The sequence below is a fragment of the Pseudomonas sp. JL3 genome, assembly GCF_031570575.1.
GTDB lineage: Bacteria > Pseudomonadota > Gammaproteobacteria > Pseudomonadales > Pseudomonadaceae > Aquipseudomonas > Aquipseudomonas cucumis.
This window is the reverse complement of record NZ_JAKWJK010000003.1, coordinates 228330-248006: the sequence shown is the minus strand read 5'-3', so window position 1 is coordinate 248006 and position 19677 is coordinate 228330. Positions and strand designations below refer to the sequence as shown.

The following is a 19677-nucleotide window of genomic DNA, read 5'->3' as shown; positions in this document are numbered from 1 at the left end:
GATGAGGCGACCGTTTACCGCAGGTGATTGTCCGCATGGTCAGTGTGCGGAAGGTAAGTCTCCACTAGCCGCACCCAGTAGGTGGCGCCTAGGGCCAGAATGTCGTCATTGAAGTCAAAGCTGGCACTGTGAAGCACGCATGGCCCGTCGCCGTGACCGAGACCGCGCTGGTCACTGGCGCCGTTGCCAATGAAAACGTAACACCCAGGCGTATGCTCGAGCATGTGCGCAAAGTCCTCGGAGGCCATTGTCGGCTCCGCGTCGGTGACCACTTGGCCGGGCCCGACGAGTTTACGTAGGACATCAACACACAGCTCCGTCTCCTGCGCATGGTTGATCAGAGGGGGATAGTCGGACTTGCACTGCACTTGAACATCACAATGAAATGCTTGCGACACATGCAATGCCAAGTGACGTATCCGCGTTTCAATGGTTGTCATGGAGTTTCTTGAAAACGCCCTAAAGATTCCTCCGAGCTGGGCCTGGTCTGGAATGACCGTCAACGTGTCATCGGTGCCTGTATGAATATGGGTAATCGATAGCACGACCGGATCTAAAGGCGATAGGCTCCTCGTTGTAATGATCGGGATCGCTTGGACAAGGTGCGCAAGGGCCGGTATTGGATCGGTGCATTGCTGTGGCAACGCTGCGTGTCCGCCTTTACCAGAGACGGTAATGCGGAATTCGGTGTCCGAGGCCATCATGGCCCCAGGGCGCAACGAGAATTGGCCGACCGGTAATCCCGGCCAGTTGTGCATACCGAAGATTGCGTCCATGGGAAAGCGCTCGAACAGCCCGTCCTTGATCATTTGTAGGGCGCCTGCATCACGCTCTTCGGCGGGTTGGAATATGAAATAGACCGTTCCGTCAAAGCTGCGGGTGCGTGACAACTCTTGCGCCGCAGCCAGCAGCATGGCGGAGTGGCCGTCATGACCGCACGCGTGCATTTTGCCGGCATGCACAGACGCATGTGAAAATTGATTCTTTTCCTGTATCGGCAATGCGTCCATGTCGGCGCGTAGTCCGATGGATCGCGTGCCTACTTGGCTTCGCAATACCCCGACGACACCTGTTCCTGCCAGCCCCCGGTGCACCTCTAGTCCCCAGCTCTGCAATGACTCAGCAATAAGGTTCGCGGTTGAATGTTCTTCAAAAGCCAATTCGGGATGTTTGTGGAGCTCGTGCCGTATGGCGTAAATGGTTTCAGGGACATTGATCAAGCTGCCGGAGCCGTGCTCACTGCTCATCACTTCAGCCCCATGGCAAGAAACTGGCGAAGGCGCTCACTTTTAGGATTGTCGAATAATTCCTCTGGCGTACCTTGCTCTTCGATTTTGCCACCGTGCAAGAAGATGACCTTGCTTGAGGCCGTTCGCGCAAAACCCATCTCGTGCGTGACCACGATCATCGTGCGTCCCTCTTGGGCAAGCTGCTGCATGATCTTGAGCACTTCCCCTACCAGTTCTGGATCAAGCGCCGAGGTGGGCTCGTCAAAAAGCATTACCTCGGGTTCGACTGCTAGCGCTCGGGCGATAGCGACGCGCTGCTGCTGGCCGCCGGACAGATGGGCCGGATAAGTATTGTGGAAGCGCTCGTCCAAACCGACTTTCTTGAGGTAAGCGACCGCACGGGCACGCGCCTCTTCCTTGGTGACTTGCAATGTTTGCATCGGCACCATGCTGACGTTCTCCAGCACGGTCATATGCGCCCACAGGTTGAAATGCTGAAACACCATGGCCAGCCGCGTGCGCAGTCCACGAAGCTTCTGTTTGTCAGGTTTAGGCGATTTTTTGGGATCAATATCGATGCACAGGCCATCCAGGCTGACCTTGCCGCAATCCGGTTGCTCAAGAAAGTTAACGCATCTAAGAAATGTGCTTTTGCCAGAACCGCTGGAGCCGATGATGCTGATCACCTCCCCACGCTGGGCACTCAACGACACGCCATGTAGAACTTTGTGGCTACCGTAGCTTTTATGGATGTTGTCAACGGTCAGGGCATTCATACGAAACTACCTTCTTTTAGAGTAGGAGCGGAAGGTTTGGCGGCTTTGGTGGCCTTTCTGGGTTTGAGATGCTTGAGCCAGCGTTTTTCCGCAGCATGGAAGCTGGCGATAATGCAAAGAGAGATCATTAGGTAAAGGAGTGAGGCCAGCCCATAGGTGGTAAACGTCAGGTAGGTTTCTGCGTTCACATCCCTTGCCACTTTGAGAATGTCGGGCACGGTGGCGGTGAACGCCAAGGTCGTGCCGTGCAGCATGAAAATGACCTCGTTGCTGTATGCCGGCAGGGCGCGGCGCAAAGCACTTGGCAAGATCACCTTGAAGTTGATGGTGGTGTCGCTCAACCCGAAGGCTTTCGCGGCCTCAATCTCTCCTCGCTGACTGGCCCGGATCGAACCCACGAGGATTTCGGTCATATAGGCGCACTCGTTGAGGATGAATGCCAGCAAAGTGCAGCAATATGCGTCGCGGAAAAAGTCGCTTACTAGCGGCGTATCCCGGATGAATGACAAGCTGTATAGCCCGCTGTAGATAATCAACAGTTGTACATACAGAGGCGTGGTGCGGAACGTGTATGTGTACAGCCATATGGCTGCGCTCAGCATTCGGGACGAGGAGACCCGGCCCACTGCGAGCGGAATCGAAAGAACGAAGCCACCCACTGTTGAGGCGATCAATAGCATGAGGGTAACTGCGACACCGCTCCATTGCTGCCCATCCGACCACAGAAAGCTTTGCCAATAAGTAGTGAAGAGTTCGATCATAATTCCACCTCCCGGGCCCACGCCGCTGAGCGACACTTCACCCAGTGCAGCAACAGGCTAGAGATCCCGGAAAGGCAGAAGTACACGGCTCCCGCTATTAGCATGAACAGCAAAGTATTGTGAGTGCTGCGGCCTGCTTCCTGGGCGGCTAATACCAAATCGCTCAGACCGATGATTGAAACCAGTGCGGTGGCCTTCACCAGAACCTGCCAGTTGTTGCTAATGCCGGGCAGGGCATACCTGACTAGCTGCGGCATCAGCACCTTTCTGAACGTTTGTAGCCCTGACAGACCATAGGCATTTGCAGCCTCAGTCTGACCACGATCAATGGCTAGGAATGCCCCTCGGAACGTTTCGGAGAAGTAGGCTCCGTAGATAAAACCGAGGGTCATGACGCCGGCGGCGAAGGGGTTTATTTCCACTCGGCCAGCGCCGAGTTTGTCTGTGATGTGATTCACTCCAATTTGGATCGTGTAAAAGATCAGCAGCATGAGCGCTAGATCAGGCACACCTCGGATCAAGGTTGTGTAGCACTGCGCTGGAATAACTAGCCAGGCTCGGCCCGACAACTTAGCCAAGGAACTGAGCAGCCCCAAAAACAGCGCCAGTACCAGCGCTACCAGCGCCAACTGAACGGTGCTTAAAGCGCCTTTAGCAATCAGCGGTAAGTATTCAAGCCATTGCATGGCACATTACTCGCAAACGGTGGACAGAGAGGGAGATTGCGAAGCCGGCCCGGCGCATCGGCGTGGCCGGCGTTCTGCGTTTACCCGCCGTAGATGTCGAAGTCGAAGTATTTGCTCGCGATCTTTTTGTAAGTGCCGTCGGCAAGCATGGATGCAATGGCTTTGTTGATCCGCTGTTTGAGATCGGTGTCATCTTTGCGCACGCCGATCGCTGTGCCGCTGCCCAAGACTTTCTCATCCTCGATCACAGGCCCGGCGAATGCGTAGCCTTTTCCCTGATCGGTTTTGAGGAAGGCATAAGTGGCCTGCACCTCATCCTGGAGCGCGGCGTCGATACGACCGTTCACCAGATCCGAGTAAACCTGATCTTGGTTGGCGTAGGCCTGTAGTCGGATGCCGGGCCGTTTCCAGTAGGTGCGGGCGTAGGACTCCTGGATGGTGCCTTGTTGGTACCCAACGGTTTTGCCTTTAAGACCCTCCTCGGTAGGCAATATGCCGGCGGCCTCCTTTGCAACCAAACGGGTAGAGGGATTAGAGAGCTTGTCGGTGAAGTCAATTTGCTTGAGGCGCTGCTCTGTGATGGACAGGCTGGAAAGGACACCATCAAACTTGCGAGCCAGCAAACCTGGAATCAAACCATCAAAACTGCTGTTCACGTACTCGCATTTCATTTCGATGCGTTTGCAAATTTCATTACCCAAGTCGATGTCGAAGCCGACGAATTTGCCCTGAGGATCGCGGTATTCCAGTGGCGGATAAGTAGGATCAACGCCCAGGCGTAGCATCTCTTCGGCTTCGGCTTTGAGCATGACTGAGCCGGCGAACAGAGTGGCGGCTACGCAAGCTACAACGAGATTCTTGTTCATGATTTTTTCTCTGTGCAGTAGTTGGCAGGTGACAGGCTGTGTATCTGAGCTTGGCCACCGGCAGGAGCCGGTGGCGGCGTTGGTTAGAACAGTTCGTCTAGACTTGGTGTTGCTGCGGATAAGGCCCCGCTCCTGATCAGTTCAGCGACGGTCGCCATGTCCGGCGCGATCGGTCGATCTTCATTCATAGCGGGCACTTGGTCGCGAATGCAGTAAATGCTCGTCGAAAGCGCTTTGCTGTAGGGATTGCCACCGCGTAGATCCATGCCTTGAACTGCGCAAAGCGCTTCGACCGAGAGGATCCCGCGCAGCGTGGAGGTCATCTCCAGCAGTCGGCGCGCACCATGCGTGGCCATAGACACGTGATCTTCTTGGTTCCCGGCAGTCGGAATGGTGTCGATAGAGGCTGGGGTGGCACGCTGCTTGTTCTCCGAAGCCATGGCTGCGGCGGAAATATGTGCCGTCATGTATCCAGAGTGCAGGCCTGCATCTACAGTTAGCATCGGTGGCAAACCCGAAAAGGATGGGTCAAGCAACAGGTTGCATCGGCGCTCGGAAAGGTTGCCGATTTCCGCGATAGCGATGGCGAGCATGTCCGCAGCGAAGGCGACAGGTTCAGCGTGGAAATTGCCGCCCGATATCACGTCGCCGGTATCGACGAAAATCAACGGGTTGTCAGATGCCGCATTGCTTTCAATCTCTAGCATGTTGCTGGCGAAACGGATCATGTCCAGGCAAGCGCCGAGCACTTGCGGCTGGCATCGGATACTGTAGGGATCTTGCACCTTGCCCGACGCTTCGGAAATGGCGCGCATCGGGCTGCCATCGAGCAGACGTTTGAAGGCTGCGCCGACCGTAATTTGCCCAGCGTGGCCCCGAACTTCGTGGATGCGGGGGTCGAAGGGACTCGCAATACCCGCGAGTGCTTCAGTGGTAATGCAGCCGATGGTCAGTGCGGCCTTGAAGGCATTCTCCAAAGCAAACAATCCGGTAAGCGCCAGCGCAGTGGATACTTGGGTGCCGTTCATCAACGCCAAGCCTTCCTTAGGCGCCAATACGATGGGCTCCAGACCGGCGCGACCCAGCGCCTCGGCGCCGTCGAGCAGTTCGCCGTCATACCAGGCTTGACCCATGCCTATCATTACAGCGGTCATGTGTGCCAATGGGGCGAGGTCGCCGCTTGCACCGACCGAACCTTGGGCGGGGATGTAAGGAATCACGCCACGTTCGCGCATGTCTTCCAACAACTGGACTGTTCGGTATTGAGCACCGGAAACACCACGCCCAAGGCTTGCTACTTTGAGTGCCATCACCAACCGCACGACATCACCGCCTAAGGCCGGCCCATACCCCGTCATGTGCGACATCACTAGGTTCTTCTGCAACTGACGCAGATCCGCGTCGCTGATGCGCACGTTGGCGAGCTTTCCAAAGCCGGTATTGAGGCCGTAAACAGCGCGACCACTCTCGACCAGGGTATCCACCGCTGTGGCGGAGGCCTCGATGCCTGCGCGTGCACTTTCACAAAGGCATGCAGGCGCGCCGTTGTAGATCGCGCGCCAGGTCGCGAGGCGGGTTTTGCCGGGAACGATTTTTTGTTCTTTAGTCATTTTTGTGCTCACAGGTCGTCAAAATGTTGATCGCTCTAAAACGCTTTTGGCGCTTTGCGGGGTTGGTTGAAGTAATTGATTGAGTGGCGAAGTTCTTCCATTTGCGGGTCGCGCAGGCAGTCCTCGTAGGCCCCTTCAAGATACGGCCGAAGGATTTCGCGAGCTTTTTGACCGCTGCCAATTCTTCCTTGCAACGTCAGCATGCGTTCAGCAACTTCGAGTAGGAGTGCCTCTTCATCCAGGCGGGTGATGCGACCCTTGTCGACAACCTTCTGGCCTCCCACATAAACGTCCCGCACCGAATTGCCTTGCTCGCAGAACACCAGTTGGGTAAGCGCGTCATTGAGTGGGGTGAAGGCAGAGGTCTTTAAGTCGATCAGGCAAAAGTCTGCCTGCTTGCCGATTTCAATTGAGCCGATTTGGCGTCCACGGCCTATGGCTTTGGCACCGCCCGTAGTAGCCATCGTGAACACTTGAAGAGCATCCACCGGACTGGAAGACGATTGATCCAGTAGTGCATTGGAGAGGGCGGCAAGGCGCATGGCATCGAACATGGAGTTCAAGTCGTTGCCATTGTTATTGTCAGTCCCCAAGCCAACCGGAATACCACGCTTGAGCATCTCGGCCACCGGCGCCACTCCGCTGCCCAACTTCATGTTGCAGGCAGGGTTGTGCACCACGCTCGACCCTTTGCTGGCGATCAGGTCGAGTTCATCGGCCGTGAGCCATACCCCATGGGCGAGAACGCTGCGCGAGTTCATCAGGCCGAGCTCGTCCATGTACTTGGCCATGGGCATGCCGTAGAACTTTGCCGCCGTGAGTGCCTGGATCCGGGTCTCCAGCAGATGGATGAGTACGGGACGGTCATACTGCTCGGCCAGCTCCCAGGTTTTCTGCAAAAAAGAAGCGGTGCAGCGCTGAGGGCCAGAGGGCGAGAAAACGAAGCGCACTCTGCCGTTCCAGCGCTGCGCCATCTCCTGCCAGTATGCAAGCACCTGTGGAGCCGCTTTTTCGGTTACTGCTCCTTTGAGCTCCGATGGCAGACGCTCGGCGAGATAGGGAATTCCTTCCTGATAGGGTCGGTCGCACCAAGCTACGCTGACGTCGGCCCGGATGCCTAGGATCGAATATGCCTCAAATGCCGCGTGCACCACCTCAGGTTCCAAGTGGCCACCGAAGTGCACGTCATCGACTACAGTGGTGATGCCATTGCGCAGCATCTCGATTCCGTTTACCAGGGTGCGCAGGTAAACCTCTCGCGGCGTCCAGCCTCGGCGGTGGGTTGGTGGACTGTAGAGCCCCATCCAGATTTCCAACGGTATGCCGGAAAAACGGCCCTTATCAAAACGGTCGTGCGAGTGATGGTGTGCGTTGATCAGACCAGGTATCAGCAGCTTGCCGCGCCCATCAGTACGCTCGTCGAGATTGACCGTCGAATGATCGATTCGTGGTGCAAGACCAACGAAACGGTCGCCGTCGATCAGCACGTCGATAACACGGGCTGTGCCGTCCGTGCCTATAACGTTGACTTGCTCAATCAAATGAAGAAGGGCCATGACTTAGTCCTTTATGGGCGATGCAGGGTGGCTTGCGGGCTCCACCACAGCGGGACTTGAATCTCTTGGTCAGTCAGCGGGCCGAGGCCTTGGGCTACCAATTTCGCCATCGGATAGCCCGCTTGGGCGTGGCGCACTACGCCAATGCCGGCATCGGTGGTGAGACAAGCATCCAGACGTAGGTCTGCCTCTTCGGATCCATCGGCGATCATGGTGACGCCGGTATGGGCGGAAATGCCCATCGTGCCGTTGGATTGAATCGCCACGAGGTCTGCCATGGCCGAGACGTTGAGCAGAGCGTTCAGGTACGGCCAATCGGAGATCGCATCCGAACCGTCAAGCATGTTCTCGGTTTCAAATGCGGGGTTGGCAATGGAACCGGTATCGAGGTTGTCCCGCGAGAAAGCGACCGGGCCTTTGAGTTCGCCTGAACGCACCAAGGCGTTGACGGCCAAACCGAAATCGCGACGCTGACCAAATCCGAGGAAGCAGATTCGGGCTGGCAGGCCTTCTATCGGCAAGCGATCGCGGCAGCGGCTGATCCAGCGAGTTACAAGTGGATCGTCCTTGAACATCTCCAGTGCCAAGTCGTCGAGTCGACGTTGATCCGATACTTCGCCGGACACGCAAGTCCAACGGAAGGGGCCACGCCCGATGAAGAAGAGCGGGCGGACGTATTCAGCAATGCAGCCTGGATAGGCGAAGGCCTCTTCGCGGGACATGCCAGCGTCAACCGCCTCTTTGCGCACGAACGTGCCGTATTCAAAAACCACCGCACCCTCATTCTTGAAGCGGTTCATAGCCTTGACGATGCGTTTCATCGATTCACGGGATTTCGCCATGTAGGCGTCACGGTCGCGCTCAAGCAATTCGGCGGCTTCCGCTAAGGACAGTCCGGCCGGAATCAATGCGAACGGGTCATGGCATGGGCACATCTCTGTAACGATGTCGGGTTTCCATCCATAGTTCAGAGCCTGCTCCAATGCTTCAACCATATTGCCGAGCACTACTATGGAAAGAGCACGGCCTTCTTTCTGGGCAGAGTCGGCCATTCCGATCGCTTCTTCGAGCGAGGCGGCCTGAATGTCTGCGTAGCCATTGGCCAGGCGTTCGTCGATGCTCTTTTGGCGTACTTCCACTGTCACACTGACGCCACCATGCATGGTCATTGCAAGTGGCTGCGAGCGCCCCATGCCGCCTAAGCCGGCGGTGAAGAACACACGGCCTTTGAGCTCGCCGCCGAAGTGGCGGTCAGCGACCAGGGCCAAGGTTTCAAAAGTCCCTTCGATTACGCCTTGGCTGCCGATGTACTGCCAAGGCCCAGCAGTGTAGGAGGCGAATGCGGTGAGGTTCTGGGCGCTTAGGTCGTAGAATTTTGGCCAGTCGGCCTTGATAACGTTACTGTTGGCCATTACTACACGTGGGGCCAGACGGTGTGTTTTGAAAATGGCCACCGGCATGCCCGATTGAATGGCCAAGGTCTCATCGTTCTCCAGATTCTTTAGTGACTCAACGATCGCGTCGTAACTTTCCCAGTTACGTGCAGCCTTGCCGATCCCGCCGTAGACCGTCAGTCGTGACGCGTCCTCCGCGTTTTCTAAGTTGTTTTCGAGCATTCGCAAGATCGTCTCCTGCTTCCAGCCCTTACACCGCAAGGTACTTCCACGCGCAGCTTTTATCTGTTGAGGTTTTTGTTGGGTCATATCAAGCCACTCTCAGGTTTTTTTACGGAAGCACAGTTGGCAGGCTTCCCCTCGGGTGACTCGATTATTTAAGCCGGCACCTCGGCGAACCATGCAAAAAGCTGCAACCGAAGTTTCCATATGCGTCATGGTTCATGCCGCAGGCACAGTTCGATACTCACTCGTAAAAAGAAACACCTCAGGAGGTGGAGCGATGAGTGATTTCGATCTCGTAGTGCGTGGCAGAATCGTCGATCACGAACAGATAGTTGAAGATGGATGGCTTGCCATCCGCGACGGAAAAATTGCCGCTCGTGGAGCAGGTCAGCCGCCGGCCGCCAAGTGCACGCTCGACGAACGCAGGCATTGGGTGCTGCCAGGTGTTATCGACGGTCAGGTGCATTCTGGTAGTCAGGCGAACCAGGAAGGCTTGGGGTGGGCCAGCCGTGCAGCAGCAGCCGGGGGCATCACTGTGATGGTCGATATGCCATATGACGATCCTGAGCCTGTAGCTTGTGCGGCACAGCTACTGCGCAAGGCGGCCGAAGTCGAGCGGGACTGCCATATCGATGTGGGGCTTTTCGCTACCGTGGATGAGAAGCATGGGGTGGGCGCCATTCCCGGACTAATCGAGGCCGGTGCTTGTGCCTTCAAATTCTCAACGTTCGAGGCAGCCCCTGGCCGTTTCCCTCGCATCGAGGAGGACTTACTGAACGAGCTGTTCAGTCTCATAGCTCCTTCTGGACTGGTGTGTGGAGTGCATAACCAGATGCAGGAACTGACCCGCAAAAACATCAAACGTCAAATCGAAGTGGGTGATACGGGTTGGGACGCCTTTCTTCGAGCTCACCCGCCGTTGATCGAAGATCTGGCTACGGCACTGATCTATGAGATCGGAGCGCAGACAGGGGCTCGTGCACATCCAGTTCACGTGTCCACCGGGCGCGGTTTTGAGCTTTGCGAGATGTACCGCAAGGCCGGTCATACAGCGACTATTGAAACCTGTATCCAATATCTGATGCTTAACCATGAAGAGCACACACGACGGCTCGGAGCCAAGACCAAGCATTACCCACCGATCAGACCCAAGACAGAAACTGAAAAAGTGTGGGGCCACATAGCTGCTGGCCATTGCACATTCGTTTCTTCCGACCATGTCAGCTGGGGGCTGGAGCGCAAAAATAACCCAAATGTGTTCCGCAACTCTTCCGGCGGCCCCGGTTTGGAAACGCTGCTGCCAGCGCTTTGGACAGGGGCGACCACCCGTAGCCTTTCACCCACGCTGGTCTCGAAACTGCTTAGCCATAACCCTGCTGCACATTCCTTATTGGACGATCGCAAGGGCGGGTTTGAAATCGGTAAAGACGCAGATTTCGTGATTCTCGCTGAAGAGCGCTACCGCTTCGATCCTTCCGGAAGCCTCAGCGCCGTGAAGTGGAGCTCGTTCGAAGGAATGGAGTTTTCCGCGCGGGTCAAGAAAACATTCTGTCGCGGCCAAGGCGTATTTGACCAAGGAACAATACTCAACAGCCCAGGTTACGGTCGTTTCCTGCGCCCCCACAATCAAAACAAGAGCACCGACCGAAATGAGTGATTCCCAAGTGAAATTGAACCGCGACCGGCTGTGGGGCCGGGTTGAAATGCTCTCCAGTTTTATTGTTCCTGGCGTGCCGTGGACGCGCCGTGCTTTTTCCCCTCAGTTCGAAGAAGCACGACGCTGGCTCAAAGGCGAGTTCGAGTCCGCAGGTCTTTGCGTAACCTTGGATGCAGGTGGCAATTTAATCGGTGAGATGAAAGGCAGCGAGCCTGGCCGCAAGCCTTTAATCAGCGGTTCGCATTGCGATACCGTGGTCGCGGGAGGGCGCTTCGATGGAATCATCGGCGTATTGGCAGCGTTAGAGGTTGCCCATGCGTTTAAGGACGCAGGACGGTGCCTGCGCCATCCGTTCCAGGTGATTGATTTTCTCTCAGAGGAGCCCAGCGACTACGGCATATCCTGTGTAGGAAGTCGCGCGTTTGCTGGGCTATTAAGCACCGATATGCTCGCTTCCAAGAATCGGGTTGGCGAGAGCCTTGCGCAGGCTTTAACACGTATCGGCGGCGATCCAAATGGTTTGAACCAGGCGTTGAGGGCACCCGAGAGCACCGCCGCGTTCGTCGAGTTGCACATAGAACAAGGGCCCGTGTTGGAGAGCCAGGGCGTGCAGATCGGCTCAGTTACCAACATCGTCGGCATCCGGCGGGTAAGCATCACGGTGTGTGGCTTACCTGATCATGCCGGTACGACACCCATGGATCTTCGCCGAGACGCGTTGGTCGGTGCTGCGCACATGATCGTAAAGGCCCGCGATATGGCCGCTGCGCTGTCCGGAAACCCCAACTATGTCGTTGCGACCGTCGGCCGTCTTGATGTGACCCCAAATGTACCAAACGCAGTGCCGGGGAAGGTTGAGATGGTGCTTGAAGTGCGCAGTGACTCCAAAGATGTGTTGCTGAAATTTCCAGAGGATCTGTTGAACCAATGTGAGCCGGTGCTCAGAGATCTGCGCTTGAGCGCAGTATCGGTGGCATTGACGTATGCCGACCCAACCGATTGCTCCATGCTGGTAATCGAAGCTGTGAGCGCAGCCGCCCAAAGTCTGGGCTACACCAACATAACCATGCCCAGCGGGGCGGGACATGACGCTGTCTACGTGGGCGCTACCGGGCCAATCGGCATGGTGTTTGTTCCATGCCTCAATGGCCGAAGCCATTGCCCCGAAGAGTGGCTTGAGCCTGAGCAACTCATGCACGGGACAGAGGTGCTGGCTGCAACACTTATGCGGCTGGACGCTCAACTGGCCCCAGATTAATCTGCTCCACACGATTCCAATAACAAGGACGAGTGCGCAGGTATGCCGATACCAGCGCTTTACTCACCAATCCTGGAGTACAAGAAGTGAACAGCCCAGCGGTTCCCCCTCTACACGACATTGACCTCAAACACTGGCGGCTTTTCAAGGCTGTTGTGGAGTGTGGCGGGCTGTCCGCCGCCGAGGAGGCTACTGGTATGGGCATATCAGCGATCAGTCGACAACTGTCCGATCTGGAAGGGCGCTTCGGTAGCCAGCTGTGCCAGCGAGGGCGCAGCGGGTTTCAGTTAACTCAGGAAGGGCAGGTCGCGTACACAGCTGTTCTACGGTTGCTAGATTCCATAGATGAGTTTCGCGAAACGCTTGCCCACTCCAAAGGCGAGGTCAAAGGTGACCTTAGTTTGTGGTTAATTGACCACAGCACATTCACCCCCGCCAATCCCATCGCCACTGCCCTTGCAAGATTTTCTAACATGTATCCGTTGGTGAACCTGAGTATCAGCGTTGCCCCGCCGGACGCGGTCGAACGCGCGGTAGCCGAGAAGAAGGCTGGAGTGGGCATCACAATCTGTAAGTCGGATTTGCCGTCGCTCACCTATCAAGTGATCAGCAACGAGACCTCTGCTTTGTACTGCGGGCGAGGTCATCAAGCTTATGGCAAAGACGAAGATGAGACGCGGTATATCATCGAGCAGGGAGCGCGATATGTGCGTCGCGGCTACCTGATCCAAGATTCAGCCCCAACTTCCTTCCTTCAGCATTCCTCACCCCTGGCCCACCATGTCGAAGCAACTGTGCAGTTGCTACTCAGCGGCGGTTTCGTCGGGATTGTGCCCGATCACATTGCTCAACCTTGGGTCTCTAGTGGAGAGCTATATCGCTTGCCTCTTCCCGAGTTCATAGTCGACCGTCCAGTGTTTGCTGTCGCTCGCGAGTCAGAGCACCGCACGCGCACCGCAATGCTCATGCAGGACGCGTTAATTGAAGCTTTCGGAAGTGGCCGTCACGGGGTATAGCAGGTGGTGCGGGGAGCAGCTCCTAAAGCCACCATGAGTCGAATACAGCGGGTTTTCAATCAGGCGTTATTTCTAAGCCTACGACTCGGCTATTCGCTATTCCCGCCGATGTCGGACGTGTTCAAAAAATGGTGTAGGTGCTGACGCTGTTTCCTCTGGCTAATACCATCCCTAAAGGTCAAAAACACGTTACCTGTGATATAAATTGTGTGCTGACCGGTCGAGACGCTGGTCGTATCAGCATTAGATCCTCGTACAACTGGCCTCAGTGTATCGCCCGCTGAATAGGTCATGATCTAGTGAAAAATTTGTATCAGAAGGAAGGACGCGCATGGCAAAGGCTGAAATGGCTGGCCAGTTGCCCATTGCCGAAGGTGGCACTAAAGAGCGCATTCTGCGTATCGCAGCGGAGCTATTTTCCACCCGAGGCTACCATGCGACCGGAATGGCCGAGCTTGAAAAGGCAACCGGGTTGGGTCGAGGGGCGCTTTACCACCACATAGGTAGTAAAGAGGAGCTGTTGTTCGAAATCACGAGCCGCTACCTGAGGGTGCTGATCGCGAAAGGCGTTCCTTTAATCGAAACCGATCTCCCCGCAGAGGAGAAGTTTAGGCATTTCTCGTCGGTGGTTATGCGCGCAATTGTCGATCATCTTGCTGAAATGACAGTTTGTTTCCGAGAGGTCTATTCAGTAATTGGCGAACGCAAAATAGAGTTGCTCGACCTTCACCGTCAGTACGAGCAAATCTGGTCGGCAATACTGAAGTCGGGCGTTGAGGAGGGAGTATTCGTTACAGCGGACTCCTTAGCTGTCAAAGGGATACTCGGAATCCACCACTACAGCTACCTATGGATTAAACCTGGTGGCCGGCGCTCGCCAGAGGCAATCTCTGATTTTTTCTGCCATATGTTACTCCCTGGGTTGAAGACTCCTACCCTTGCGCCTGAGGTTAGAGCTTAAGCTTCTGAATTAGAAAAGGGGGCAAGCATCGGGAGTGATCTCTTGAAAGAGGTCAGCCTCTAGGCCTAAGAAGCTGACGCTCCAGCTCTCGGACTATTGACAGTCCTTGTAGCAAGGCTTCACTTTGACATCGGGCCTATCGTCGACGTAGAACGCGTCGCGATTTGGCATTTTGACCTTTATAAGGGTCTCTGCATTAACCGTAGCGTTCGCTTCCAGCAGCTCGTTTTTGTTCAGAATATAACCAACCACTGAGTACACCTGATCATTGCTCAACGATTGAGGTTGTTGGAACGGCATAGCGCGCCTGACGTAGTCGTATAGTGTGGTCGCGTAAGGCCAATAACTACCGACTGTTTTCACCGGTTTTTGAGAGGTTAAGGTGCCTTTTCCACCCATTAGTGCTGGCCCCATGCCGCCCTCGAGGTTGGCGCCATGACAGGCAAGACAGGATGTCTGATAAATCTTCTCTCCGTCCATGACTGTACCTTGACCGACGGGCAGGTTCTTACCATCGGGGGCAACGTCAATATTCCAACTTGCGATTTGTTCCTCTGTCACTGCATGTCCCAAGCCATGCTTTTGGTCAGCCGCTACGCTCGCAACAGTACAAATACTTAATACCCCCAGCGTCACGACTATCATTTTATGCACGGCCATTTGTCACCTCCCCATTGGAGTTGATTCGCCAAGGCTGGGTAGCATTATTGTGGTAGAAAGAGACCTCTCCGCGCACTTCCTTCAATTGTTCGAGGCTTGGTTGAACGTACCCTGTCTCATCAATAGCGCGGCTCATAATGACCATTTCCGTTCCCAACCATTCGAATGGGGCGCGGAATGCCGTCAGAGATTTATTGAGTACAGGTTCTTGGAGCTTCGCTTCATACCAGTTACGGCCGCCGTCGACGGACACATCCACTCGTGTAATTTTGCCGTTTCCGCTCCAAGCGATGCCACGCATTTCATGGAGGCCTTTGCGTGTGAGTTTATGCGTACCGGAAGGGGAGGTGATGAGCGACTTGCATTCCATCACAAATGAGAATTTTCTTGATCGCCCATCGGCCATGAGATCGGTGTATTTAGCCGTTTCTTCACGGCTATAAGCAGGAGCATCGGTCACATGTAAACGACGCAACCACTTGATGTGGGTGTTGCCTTCATAACCAGGTACTAGCAGGCGTATTGGGTACCCTTGCTCGGGGCGTAGCCTTTCACCGTTCTGGCTGTACACGACCATTACGTCATCCAGACACTTCTCGATCGGTATGCTTCGAGTCATAGCTGCACCATCTGCCCCTTCAGCGATAACCCATTTCGCCTCAGGCTTGAGACCTGCTTCTTCCAATAGTGTTTTCAATGGCACACCAGTCCATTCGGCGCAACTTACCAAGCCAGCTACTTCAGCTGCCGTTTTGCCCCAGGGCGGTAAAAAGGAGGGGTTTCCTGAGCATTCGATGAAGTGAATGCGTGAGACGGCTGGAAACTGCCTTATCTCATCCACAGTAAATAGAAGTGCTGCTTTCGTCAGCCCATGAATCACCAGCTGGTGATTAGCAGGATCGATCTCTGGCACCCCTGCGTGATTGCGTTCATAGAACAGCCCATTGGGCGTGATGATTCCATCCAATTCTTGGAGTGGGGAAGTGCTATAGGCTGACATTGGCTCCTTCAGCCCAGGGTACAAGTTGCGTACTGCATTAGTCTCAAACTTAGAAGGTTTACCGTAGGGTACAGCTGTGGGGCCGCCTAAGGTTTTTGTCCAGGTCGGCACCTCTAGCTGCTTGCCTCCAACTGCACTACTAACTGAGGATTCTGCAGCTCGTACAAGAGGTGCAAATGTTGCACCAAGTGCCGCTGTGCCGACGATCATGCCTGTTCTGCTTAGGAAGTCTCGGCGAGCGAAGGTTGTGGCAATCTCAGTTTTGTCATCTGTTGAGTCATTCTTCATTTTTGTTCTCCTGATCAACAAGTATGGCGGCCCATCGGCACCTCACTCTGTACCGATCGGTCGGTATTCAGTGTTTCAATGGCCAACCTAAAAATCAACCTTCAAAGTGCCGAACGGACAGGAGTCGAACTCAGCTAGCACCATTTGCTAAGCGCTTGTCGCTGAGCACCAACCCAATTCCTCCTAGCACTGCCAACGATGTCAGTGCTAAGCGAACGGTGAGGTGCTCACCAAGGATGAGTATCCCAGCGAGAGACGCTAAGACAGGAACACTCAATTGGATGGTTGCTGCTCGGAACGATGAAAGCGAACGTATCGCCGCGTACCAGATTGCATAACCAACACCTGAGGCAATCGTCCCAGAAGCAATGGCGCAAAGAGTCCCCCAAAAATCGATCGAAAAGTCACTAATGAAGGGGACTGAAGCCAAAAGCATCATAGGGACGGCTCGCAAGAAATTTCCTGTAGTCGATGCGAGTGGGTCGTTCGATTGCTTGCCGATTAAGGAGTATCCGGCCCATGCAATGCCTGACAACAGCATAATTCCAGCGCTACCAAGCGCAGGCGCACTTGTCCCGGGTAATAACAAGGCCACAAGACCTCCAATAGCAAGGAGTAACCCTGCAATGGCAACCCCTTGCATCCTCTCACCTTTGCAATACCCGTAACCAAGCATGGTGAGTTGTACTGCGCCGAACAACAGTAGGGCGCCTGTCCCAGTTTCCAGGTTCAAATATGCGTATGAAAAAGCAAATGCGTAGGCGAACAGAGTCAAAGCACCAAACCAGGTTCCTGAGGGGCGTGTCGCACCTTTAATCGCCAGGAGCACCCAAAGCATGATAGCTCCGCTCACCAGACGTATAAGTGTAAAGGAAGTAGGGTCAATTTCTGTATGACGAAGTGCGAGCCGGCAAAGCACCGAGTTAGCTGCAAAAGCTAGCATCGCTAAGGCGGTGAGCAGGACAACTTTTTTGGAGCCTTTGAGTTGCGGTACATCAAGTATGTGCTGTGACACTAGCTGTTCCCCACAGTGCGTATAGGTTACTACAGACTTGTAAAGTTACCTCGCGCTTGGAGTTTCAGCTGCTGCGAACCAGTAGCAGTTACTCAAGACCAAGCGAAATCATAAAATGCCTGGTTGGTTGCTATGATGAAGGCTACCGTTCAGTTGGTAGGCTTGCAACAGAATTATCTGTGATTGTGCGGTGGACTCCCAGAGAGTTCTTTTTTGCTCTGCTCTGGGGGCATGAGGCAAGCAAAAAACTCTGGCATATTGCCGGGGCTAGGAGAGGGGGGGCGGGGAGCTCGATCAAATCAAGGATCTGCGCGTCGATGTCCCCTGATTGCACTCGGTGGAAAGCCAAATCTATCTCGAAATCTGACGGCGAATTGAGACGGCGTCTGGTAGCCCACAGAAAGTGCTATCTGCATTACAGGCTGAGTTGTCGATTGGAGTAGCTGCAGCGCAAATGACATGCGAGCATCGATCAGCAGGTTGCTTAGGTTAGTCCCTTCCTCAGCCAATCTACGGCGCATAGTGGCCTCGCTCATCGCAAATGCCGACGCTACGGCTCCAGCGCTCCATTCGTTAGCCAGATCTCTTCCTATGAGTCGTCTGACCTTGACCGCCATTGTCAGCACTCGTGACTGCTCAAGTCGTCCTCCGTTTATGCTGATCCACACCAAAAGCTCCTGCAAGCGATGGCGAGCAATCATGGTCGGGACTGTGCTGTCCTCCACCGCCTTAATTGAACGGTGAAGCGATACCGCAAAATCTGCGGTATCGCTGCTTATGGGAAGGGCATGTTTAATGACTGGCAAATCCGGATTGGATTCGGCGTATAAGGCGATCAGCGTTTCATCCCACGCCAGCCAGTGCGCTCGGTAGCTACCGTCTTCCGCTAATTTGTTGGTGATGTCGAGCGATTGACCCCCAGCTACAACGATCGCTTCACCTGCGCGGATCAAATACTCTCCTCCGGGCCACCGAACCGCTTTTATGCCTTTCTCGACGTATATCAGCACAGGGCTTTCAATATACAAACGCTTGAACTCCAGATTCTGTTGCTGGAGAACGACTCCTGCTGTCCCGACTCCGGGTCGAGTAATGATGTGCAGAGCCCGGTAGGAGTCGTAAGCGTTCGTCATCGACATTAGCGGTTGCCTTGTACCGTGAGTGTTGCTTTGCCAAGCGAGCTGCCTAGCACCATAAACCCGAGCATCGCCGGTGTGGCAGTAGGTGGTAATTCGAGCTTGTCGACTTTCAGGGCATTAACCGTGATGAGGAAATTGTGTGTCTGTCCCTCAGGCGGACAGGCTCCAAGGTAGCCAGGCATACCGCTATCGCCCCTAACCTCAAGCGTACCGGCTGGAAGTTTGCCTCCAGAGCTGCCCGCGCCTTCCTTTAGCTCATTTACATTTCCAGGTACGTTCGCCAGTACCCAGTGCCACCAGCCTGATCCGGTAGGTGCGTCGGGATCATACATAGTCACCACATAGCTTTTCGTACCTTGCGGAGCGCCGCTCCAGGATATTTGAGGGGAAAGATTTTTGCCGTTGCAGCCGAACGCATTGGCGAACTGGGCCTGTTGAAGATGTCCGTTCAATGGGCTGCTGCTTTGCACCTTGAACTCTTGGGCTTGAGTAATACCTGCGGCCAACGAAAGCGCCAAGATGCTAGCGACTAAAATTGATTTTTTCATACCGACTCCGATGTGGTTGGAGTCGATATTCTGCGGCGCCAGCCACTCCTTGCCCGTTTGCCTCCGCTCGAATTTGATTGCGATCCAGTCAATTTGGGCGAACCGCAATATTATTAAAGAGGCGATGCACTAACTCAGCGCTATTGCTCCTTCATTGCTTGGATACTCGCCAGCCCCTTTATCAGAGCTGCGGAAGTCGTCTGAATGTGATGAATCAACAGCTCACTGGCCTTGGTCGCATCTTTTGCTAAGGCTGCATCGAGGAGCCTCCTGTGTTCATCACCGATATCCCTATTCTTGGCAGTCATTGCTATCGACATCGCCCGATAGCGCGCCGTTTGTTCGAATAGCATTGCTCGCATTCGCAACAACCAGGTGTTTGGGCATGCGCTGACCAGTGCTTCGTGAAACGCCTCATGCGCTGTATTCCAGGCGTCAGCTTCGTATTGGTCGATGGTGTCAGGCCCCGCAATCCTCGAAAGACAGTGGTAGGCCGAAACCAATCCTGACTCCCAAGTGACATTGCCGTTTTCGATGGAGTGGCGAAGGCAGCTCGCTTCTATCTCAATTCGGGCCTGCGTGAGGTCGTTCAGATCCGCCAGCGAAACAGCTGAGATTCGAAATCCTTTTTGAGGTTCGGCTATGACAAGCCCCTCGGCAGTCATCCTGGACAGGGCCTCTCGTACTGCGCCTGCGCTGGCTTTGTACTGTCCAGCTAGCTCCTTCACATTGACTCTACTTCCAGGCGGCAACACACAGGACAAAACGTCTCTGCGTAGCCGTTCGTATGTCGCCTGAGTGAGACTTTTGGCCGCGCTTTCTACCATTACCTTCTCTCTCGAAGCTAAAATATTGTTTGTTGCGAAAAATATATTTTATGTCATAAGATGGATTTGCTCAATTACCAAAAGAGTCGCTGATTGCTGACACTGCTCCCCACAGGCCTTCATCGGACTGGAGCGCTCAGCGGGCTGACAGAGCACAGATCCCACTTCGATCGAGGCTGCGCTTTTTTCAACGGCCTCCATTGAT

At 54.8% G+C, this 19677-nt stretch carries 18 protein-coding genes; 4 read left to right on the top strand and 14 right to left on the bottom strand.

Translation table 11 applies throughout. From position 1 onward, the window contains the following. Positions 1-14: 14 nt before the first annotated feature. The 8 genes from MMG91_RS07470 to MMG91_RS07435 form a co-directional block, all read right to left on the bottom strand. Positions 15-1247 (bottom strand): M20 aminoacylase family protein, encoded by a 1233-nt coding sequence (locus MMG91_RS07470; RefSeq protein WP_310659230.1) that lies wholly within the window; start codon positions 1245-1247, stop codon positions 15-17. After that, a complete protein-coding gene (locus tag MMG91_RS07465) occupies positions 1247-2005 on the bottom strand; it encodes an ATP-binding cassette domain-containing protein (protein WP_105348931.1) in 759 nt (252 codons plus the stop codon). The genes MMG91_RS07470 and MMG91_RS07465 overlap by 1 nt, the downstream gene beginning before the upstream one ends. Continuing rightward, positions 2002-2766: a histidine ABC transporter permease HisM gene (gene hisM / locus MMG91_RS07460; protein ID WP_105348929.1), complete on the bottom strand. Its 765-nt coding sequence runs from the start codon at positions 2764-2766 to the stop codon at positions 2002-2004. The genes MMG91_RS07465 and hisM overlap by 4 nt, the downstream gene beginning before the upstream one ends. Then, complete coding sequence (locus MMG91_RS07455; RefSeq protein ID WP_105348926.1) at positions 2763-3452, bottom strand: ABC transporter permease; 690 nt, start codon at positions 3450-3452, stop codon at positions 2763-2765. The genes hisM and MMG91_RS07455 overlap by 4 nt, the downstream gene beginning before the upstream one ends. Positions 3453-3532: 80 nt before the next feature. Continuing rightward, entirely contained in the window at positions 3533-4318 is a 786-nt protein-coding gene (locus MMG91_RS07450; protein ID WP_105348924.1) for an ABC transporter substrate-binding protein, read from the bottom strand. A gap of 83 nt (positions 4319-4401) precedes the next feature. Next, positions 4402-5928 (bottom strand): histidine ammonia-lyase, encoded by a 1527-nt coding sequence (gene hutH, locus MMG91_RS07445; RefSeq protein WP_105348921.1) that lies wholly within the window; start codon positions 5926-5928, stop codon positions 4402-4404. Between the two features lie 35 nt (positions 5929-5963). After that, positions 5964-7484, bottom strand: coding sequence for an amidohydrolase family protein (locus tag MMG91_RS07440; protein WP_105348919.1), 1521 nt, complete (start codon positions 7482-7484; stop codon positions 5964-5966). 11 nt (positions 7485-7495) lie between these two features. Continuing rightward, positions 7496-9187, bottom strand: coding sequence for a urocanate hydratase (locus tag MMG91_RS07435; RefSeq protein WP_105348917.1), 1692 nt, complete (start codon positions 9185-9187; stop codon positions 7496-7498). Between the two features lie 193 nt (positions 9188-9380). Here MMG91_RS07435 and MMG91_RS07430 point away from each other — a divergent pair, with 193 nt between their 5' ends. The 4 genes from MMG91_RS07430 (at position 9381) to MMG91_RS07415 (ending at position 13995) form a co-directional block, all read left to right on the top strand. Then, entirely contained in the window at positions 9381-10760 is a 1380-nt protein-coding gene (locus MMG91_RS07430) for an amidohydrolase family protein (RefSeq protein WP_310659229.1), read from the top strand. After that, complete coding sequence (locus tag MMG91_RS07425) at positions 10753-12018, top strand: Zn-dependent hydrolase (protein ID WP_105348912.1); 1266 nt, start codon at positions 10753-10755, stop codon at positions 12016-12018. The genes MMG91_RS07430 and MMG91_RS07425 overlap by 8 nt, the downstream gene beginning before the upstream one ends. A gap of 86 nt (positions 12019-12104) precedes the next feature. Beyond that, positions 12105-13034: a LysR family transcriptional regulator gene (locus tag MMG91_RS07420; protein WP_181150742.1), complete on the top strand. Its 930-nt coding sequence runs from the start codon at positions 12105-12107 to the stop codon at positions 13032-13034. 331 nt (positions 13035-13365) lie between these two features. Beyond that, positions 13366-13995 (top strand): TetR/AcrR family transcriptional regulator, encoded by a 630-nt coding sequence (locus MMG91_RS07415; RefSeq protein ID WP_105348907.1) that lies wholly within the window; start codon positions 13366-13368, stop codon positions 13993-13995. Positions 13996-14088: 93 nt separating this feature from the next. Here MMG91_RS07415 and MMG91_RS07410 read toward each other — a convergent pair whose 3' ends face one another. The 6 genes from MMG91_RS07410 to MMG91_RS07385 form a co-directional block, all read right to left on the bottom strand. Then, positions 14089-14655 carry a c-type cytochrome gene (locus MMG91_RS07410; RefSeq protein ID WP_105348905.1) on the bottom strand — a complete coding sequence of 189 codons (567 nt, stop codon included), beginning with the start codon at positions 14653-14655 and terminating at the stop codon, positions 14089-14091. Next, entirely contained in the window at positions 14642-15943 is a 1302-nt protein-coding gene (soxC, locus tag MMG91_RS07405) for a sulfite dehydrogenase (RefSeq protein WP_310659228.1), read from the bottom strand. Before soxC ends, MMG91_RS07410 begins: the two co-directional genes overlap by 14 nt. Positions 15944-16073: 130 nt before the next feature. Further along, positions 16074-16781: a DMT family transporter gene (locus tag MMG91_RS07400; RefSeq protein WP_310659407.1), complete on the bottom strand. Its 708-nt coding sequence runs from the start codon at positions 16779-16781 to the stop codon at positions 16074-16076. A gap of 476 nt (positions 16782-17257) precedes the next feature. Next, a complete protein-coding gene (locus MMG91_RS07395; protein WP_310659227.1) occupies positions 17258-18097 on the bottom strand; it encodes an AraC family transcriptional regulator in 840 nt (279 codons plus the stop codon). Beyond that, complete coding sequence (locus MMG91_RS07390) at positions 18097-18645, bottom strand: YbhB/YbcL family Raf kinase inhibitor-like protein (RefSeq protein ID WP_310659226.1); 549 nt, start codon at positions 18643-18645, stop codon at positions 18097-18099. Before MMG91_RS07390 ends, MMG91_RS07395 begins: the two co-directional genes overlap by 1 nt. Before the next feature lie 140 nt (positions 18646-18785). Further along, positions 18786-19472, bottom strand: coding sequence for an FCD domain-containing protein (locus MMG91_RS07385; RefSeq protein ID WP_310659225.1), 687 nt, complete (start codon positions 19470-19472; stop codon positions 18786-18788). Positions 19473-19677: the final 205 nt, after the last annotated feature.

Coding starts and splice junctions, on each gene's coding strand:
- MMG91_RS07415 (WP_105348907.1), top strand. CDS start 13,366: ATGGCAAAGGCTGAAATGGCTGGCCAGTTGCCCATTGCCGAAGGTGGC.
- MMG91_RS07425 (WP_105348912.1), top strand. CDS start 10,753: ATGAGTGATTCCCAAGTGAAATTGAACCGCGACCGGCTGTGGGGCCGG.
- MMG91_RS07435 (WP_105348917.1), bottom strand. CDS start 9,187: ATGACCCAACAAAAACCTCAACAGATAAAAGCTGCGCGTGGAAGTACC.
- hutH (WP_105348921.1), bottom strand. CDS start 5,928: ATGACTAAAGAACAAAAAATCGTTCCCGGCAAAACCCGCCTCGCGACC.
- MMG91_RS07385 (WP_310659225.1), bottom strand. CDS start 19,472: ATGGTAGAAAGCGCGGCCAAAAGTCTCACTCAGGCGACATACGAACGG.
- soxC (WP_310659228.1), bottom strand. CDS start 15,943: ATGAAGAATGACTCAACAGATGACAAAACTGAGATTGCCACAACCTTC.
- MMG91_RS07450 (WP_105348924.1), bottom strand. CDS start 4,318: ATGAACAAGAATCTCGTTGTAGCTTGCGTAGCCGCCACTCTGTTCGCC.
- MMG91_RS07430 (WP_310659229.1), top strand. CDS start 9,381: ATGAGTGATTTCGATCTCGTAGTGCGTGGCAGAATCGTCGATCACGAA.
- MMG91_RS07395 (WP_310659227.1), bottom strand. CDS start 18,097: ATGTCGATGACGAACGCTTACGACTCCTACCGGGCTCTGCACATCATT.
- MMG91_RS07400 (WP_310659407.1), bottom strand. CDS start 16,781: ATGCTTTGGGTGCTCCTGGCGATTAAAGGTGCGACACGCCCCTCAGGA.
- MMG91_RS07390 (WP_310659226.1), bottom strand. CDS start 18,645: ATGAAAAAATCAATTTTAGTCGCTAGCATCTTGGCGCTTTCGTTGGCC.
- MMG91_RS07440 (WP_105348919.1), bottom strand. CDS start 7,484: ATGGCCCTTCTTCATTTGATTGAGCAAGTCAACGTTATAGGCACGGAC.
- MMG91_RS07410 (WP_105348905.1), bottom strand. CDS start 14,655: ATGGCCGTGCATAAAATGATAGTCGTGACGCTGGGGGTATTAAGTATT.
- hisM (WP_105348929.1), bottom strand. CDS start 2,766: ATGATCGAACTCTTCACTACTTATTGGCAAAGCTTTCTGTGGTCGGAT.
- MMG91_RS07455 (WP_105348926.1), bottom strand. CDS start 3,452: ATGCAATGGCTTGAATACTTACCGCTGATTGCTAAAGGCGCTTTAAGC.
- MMG91_RS07465 (WP_105348931.1), bottom strand. CDS start 2,005: ATGAATGCCCTGACCGTTGACAACATCCATAAAAGCTACGGTAGCCAC.
- MMG91_RS07470 (WP_310659230.1), bottom strand. CDS start 1,247: ATGAGCAGTGAGCACGGCTCCGGCAGCTTGATCAATGTCCCTGAAACC.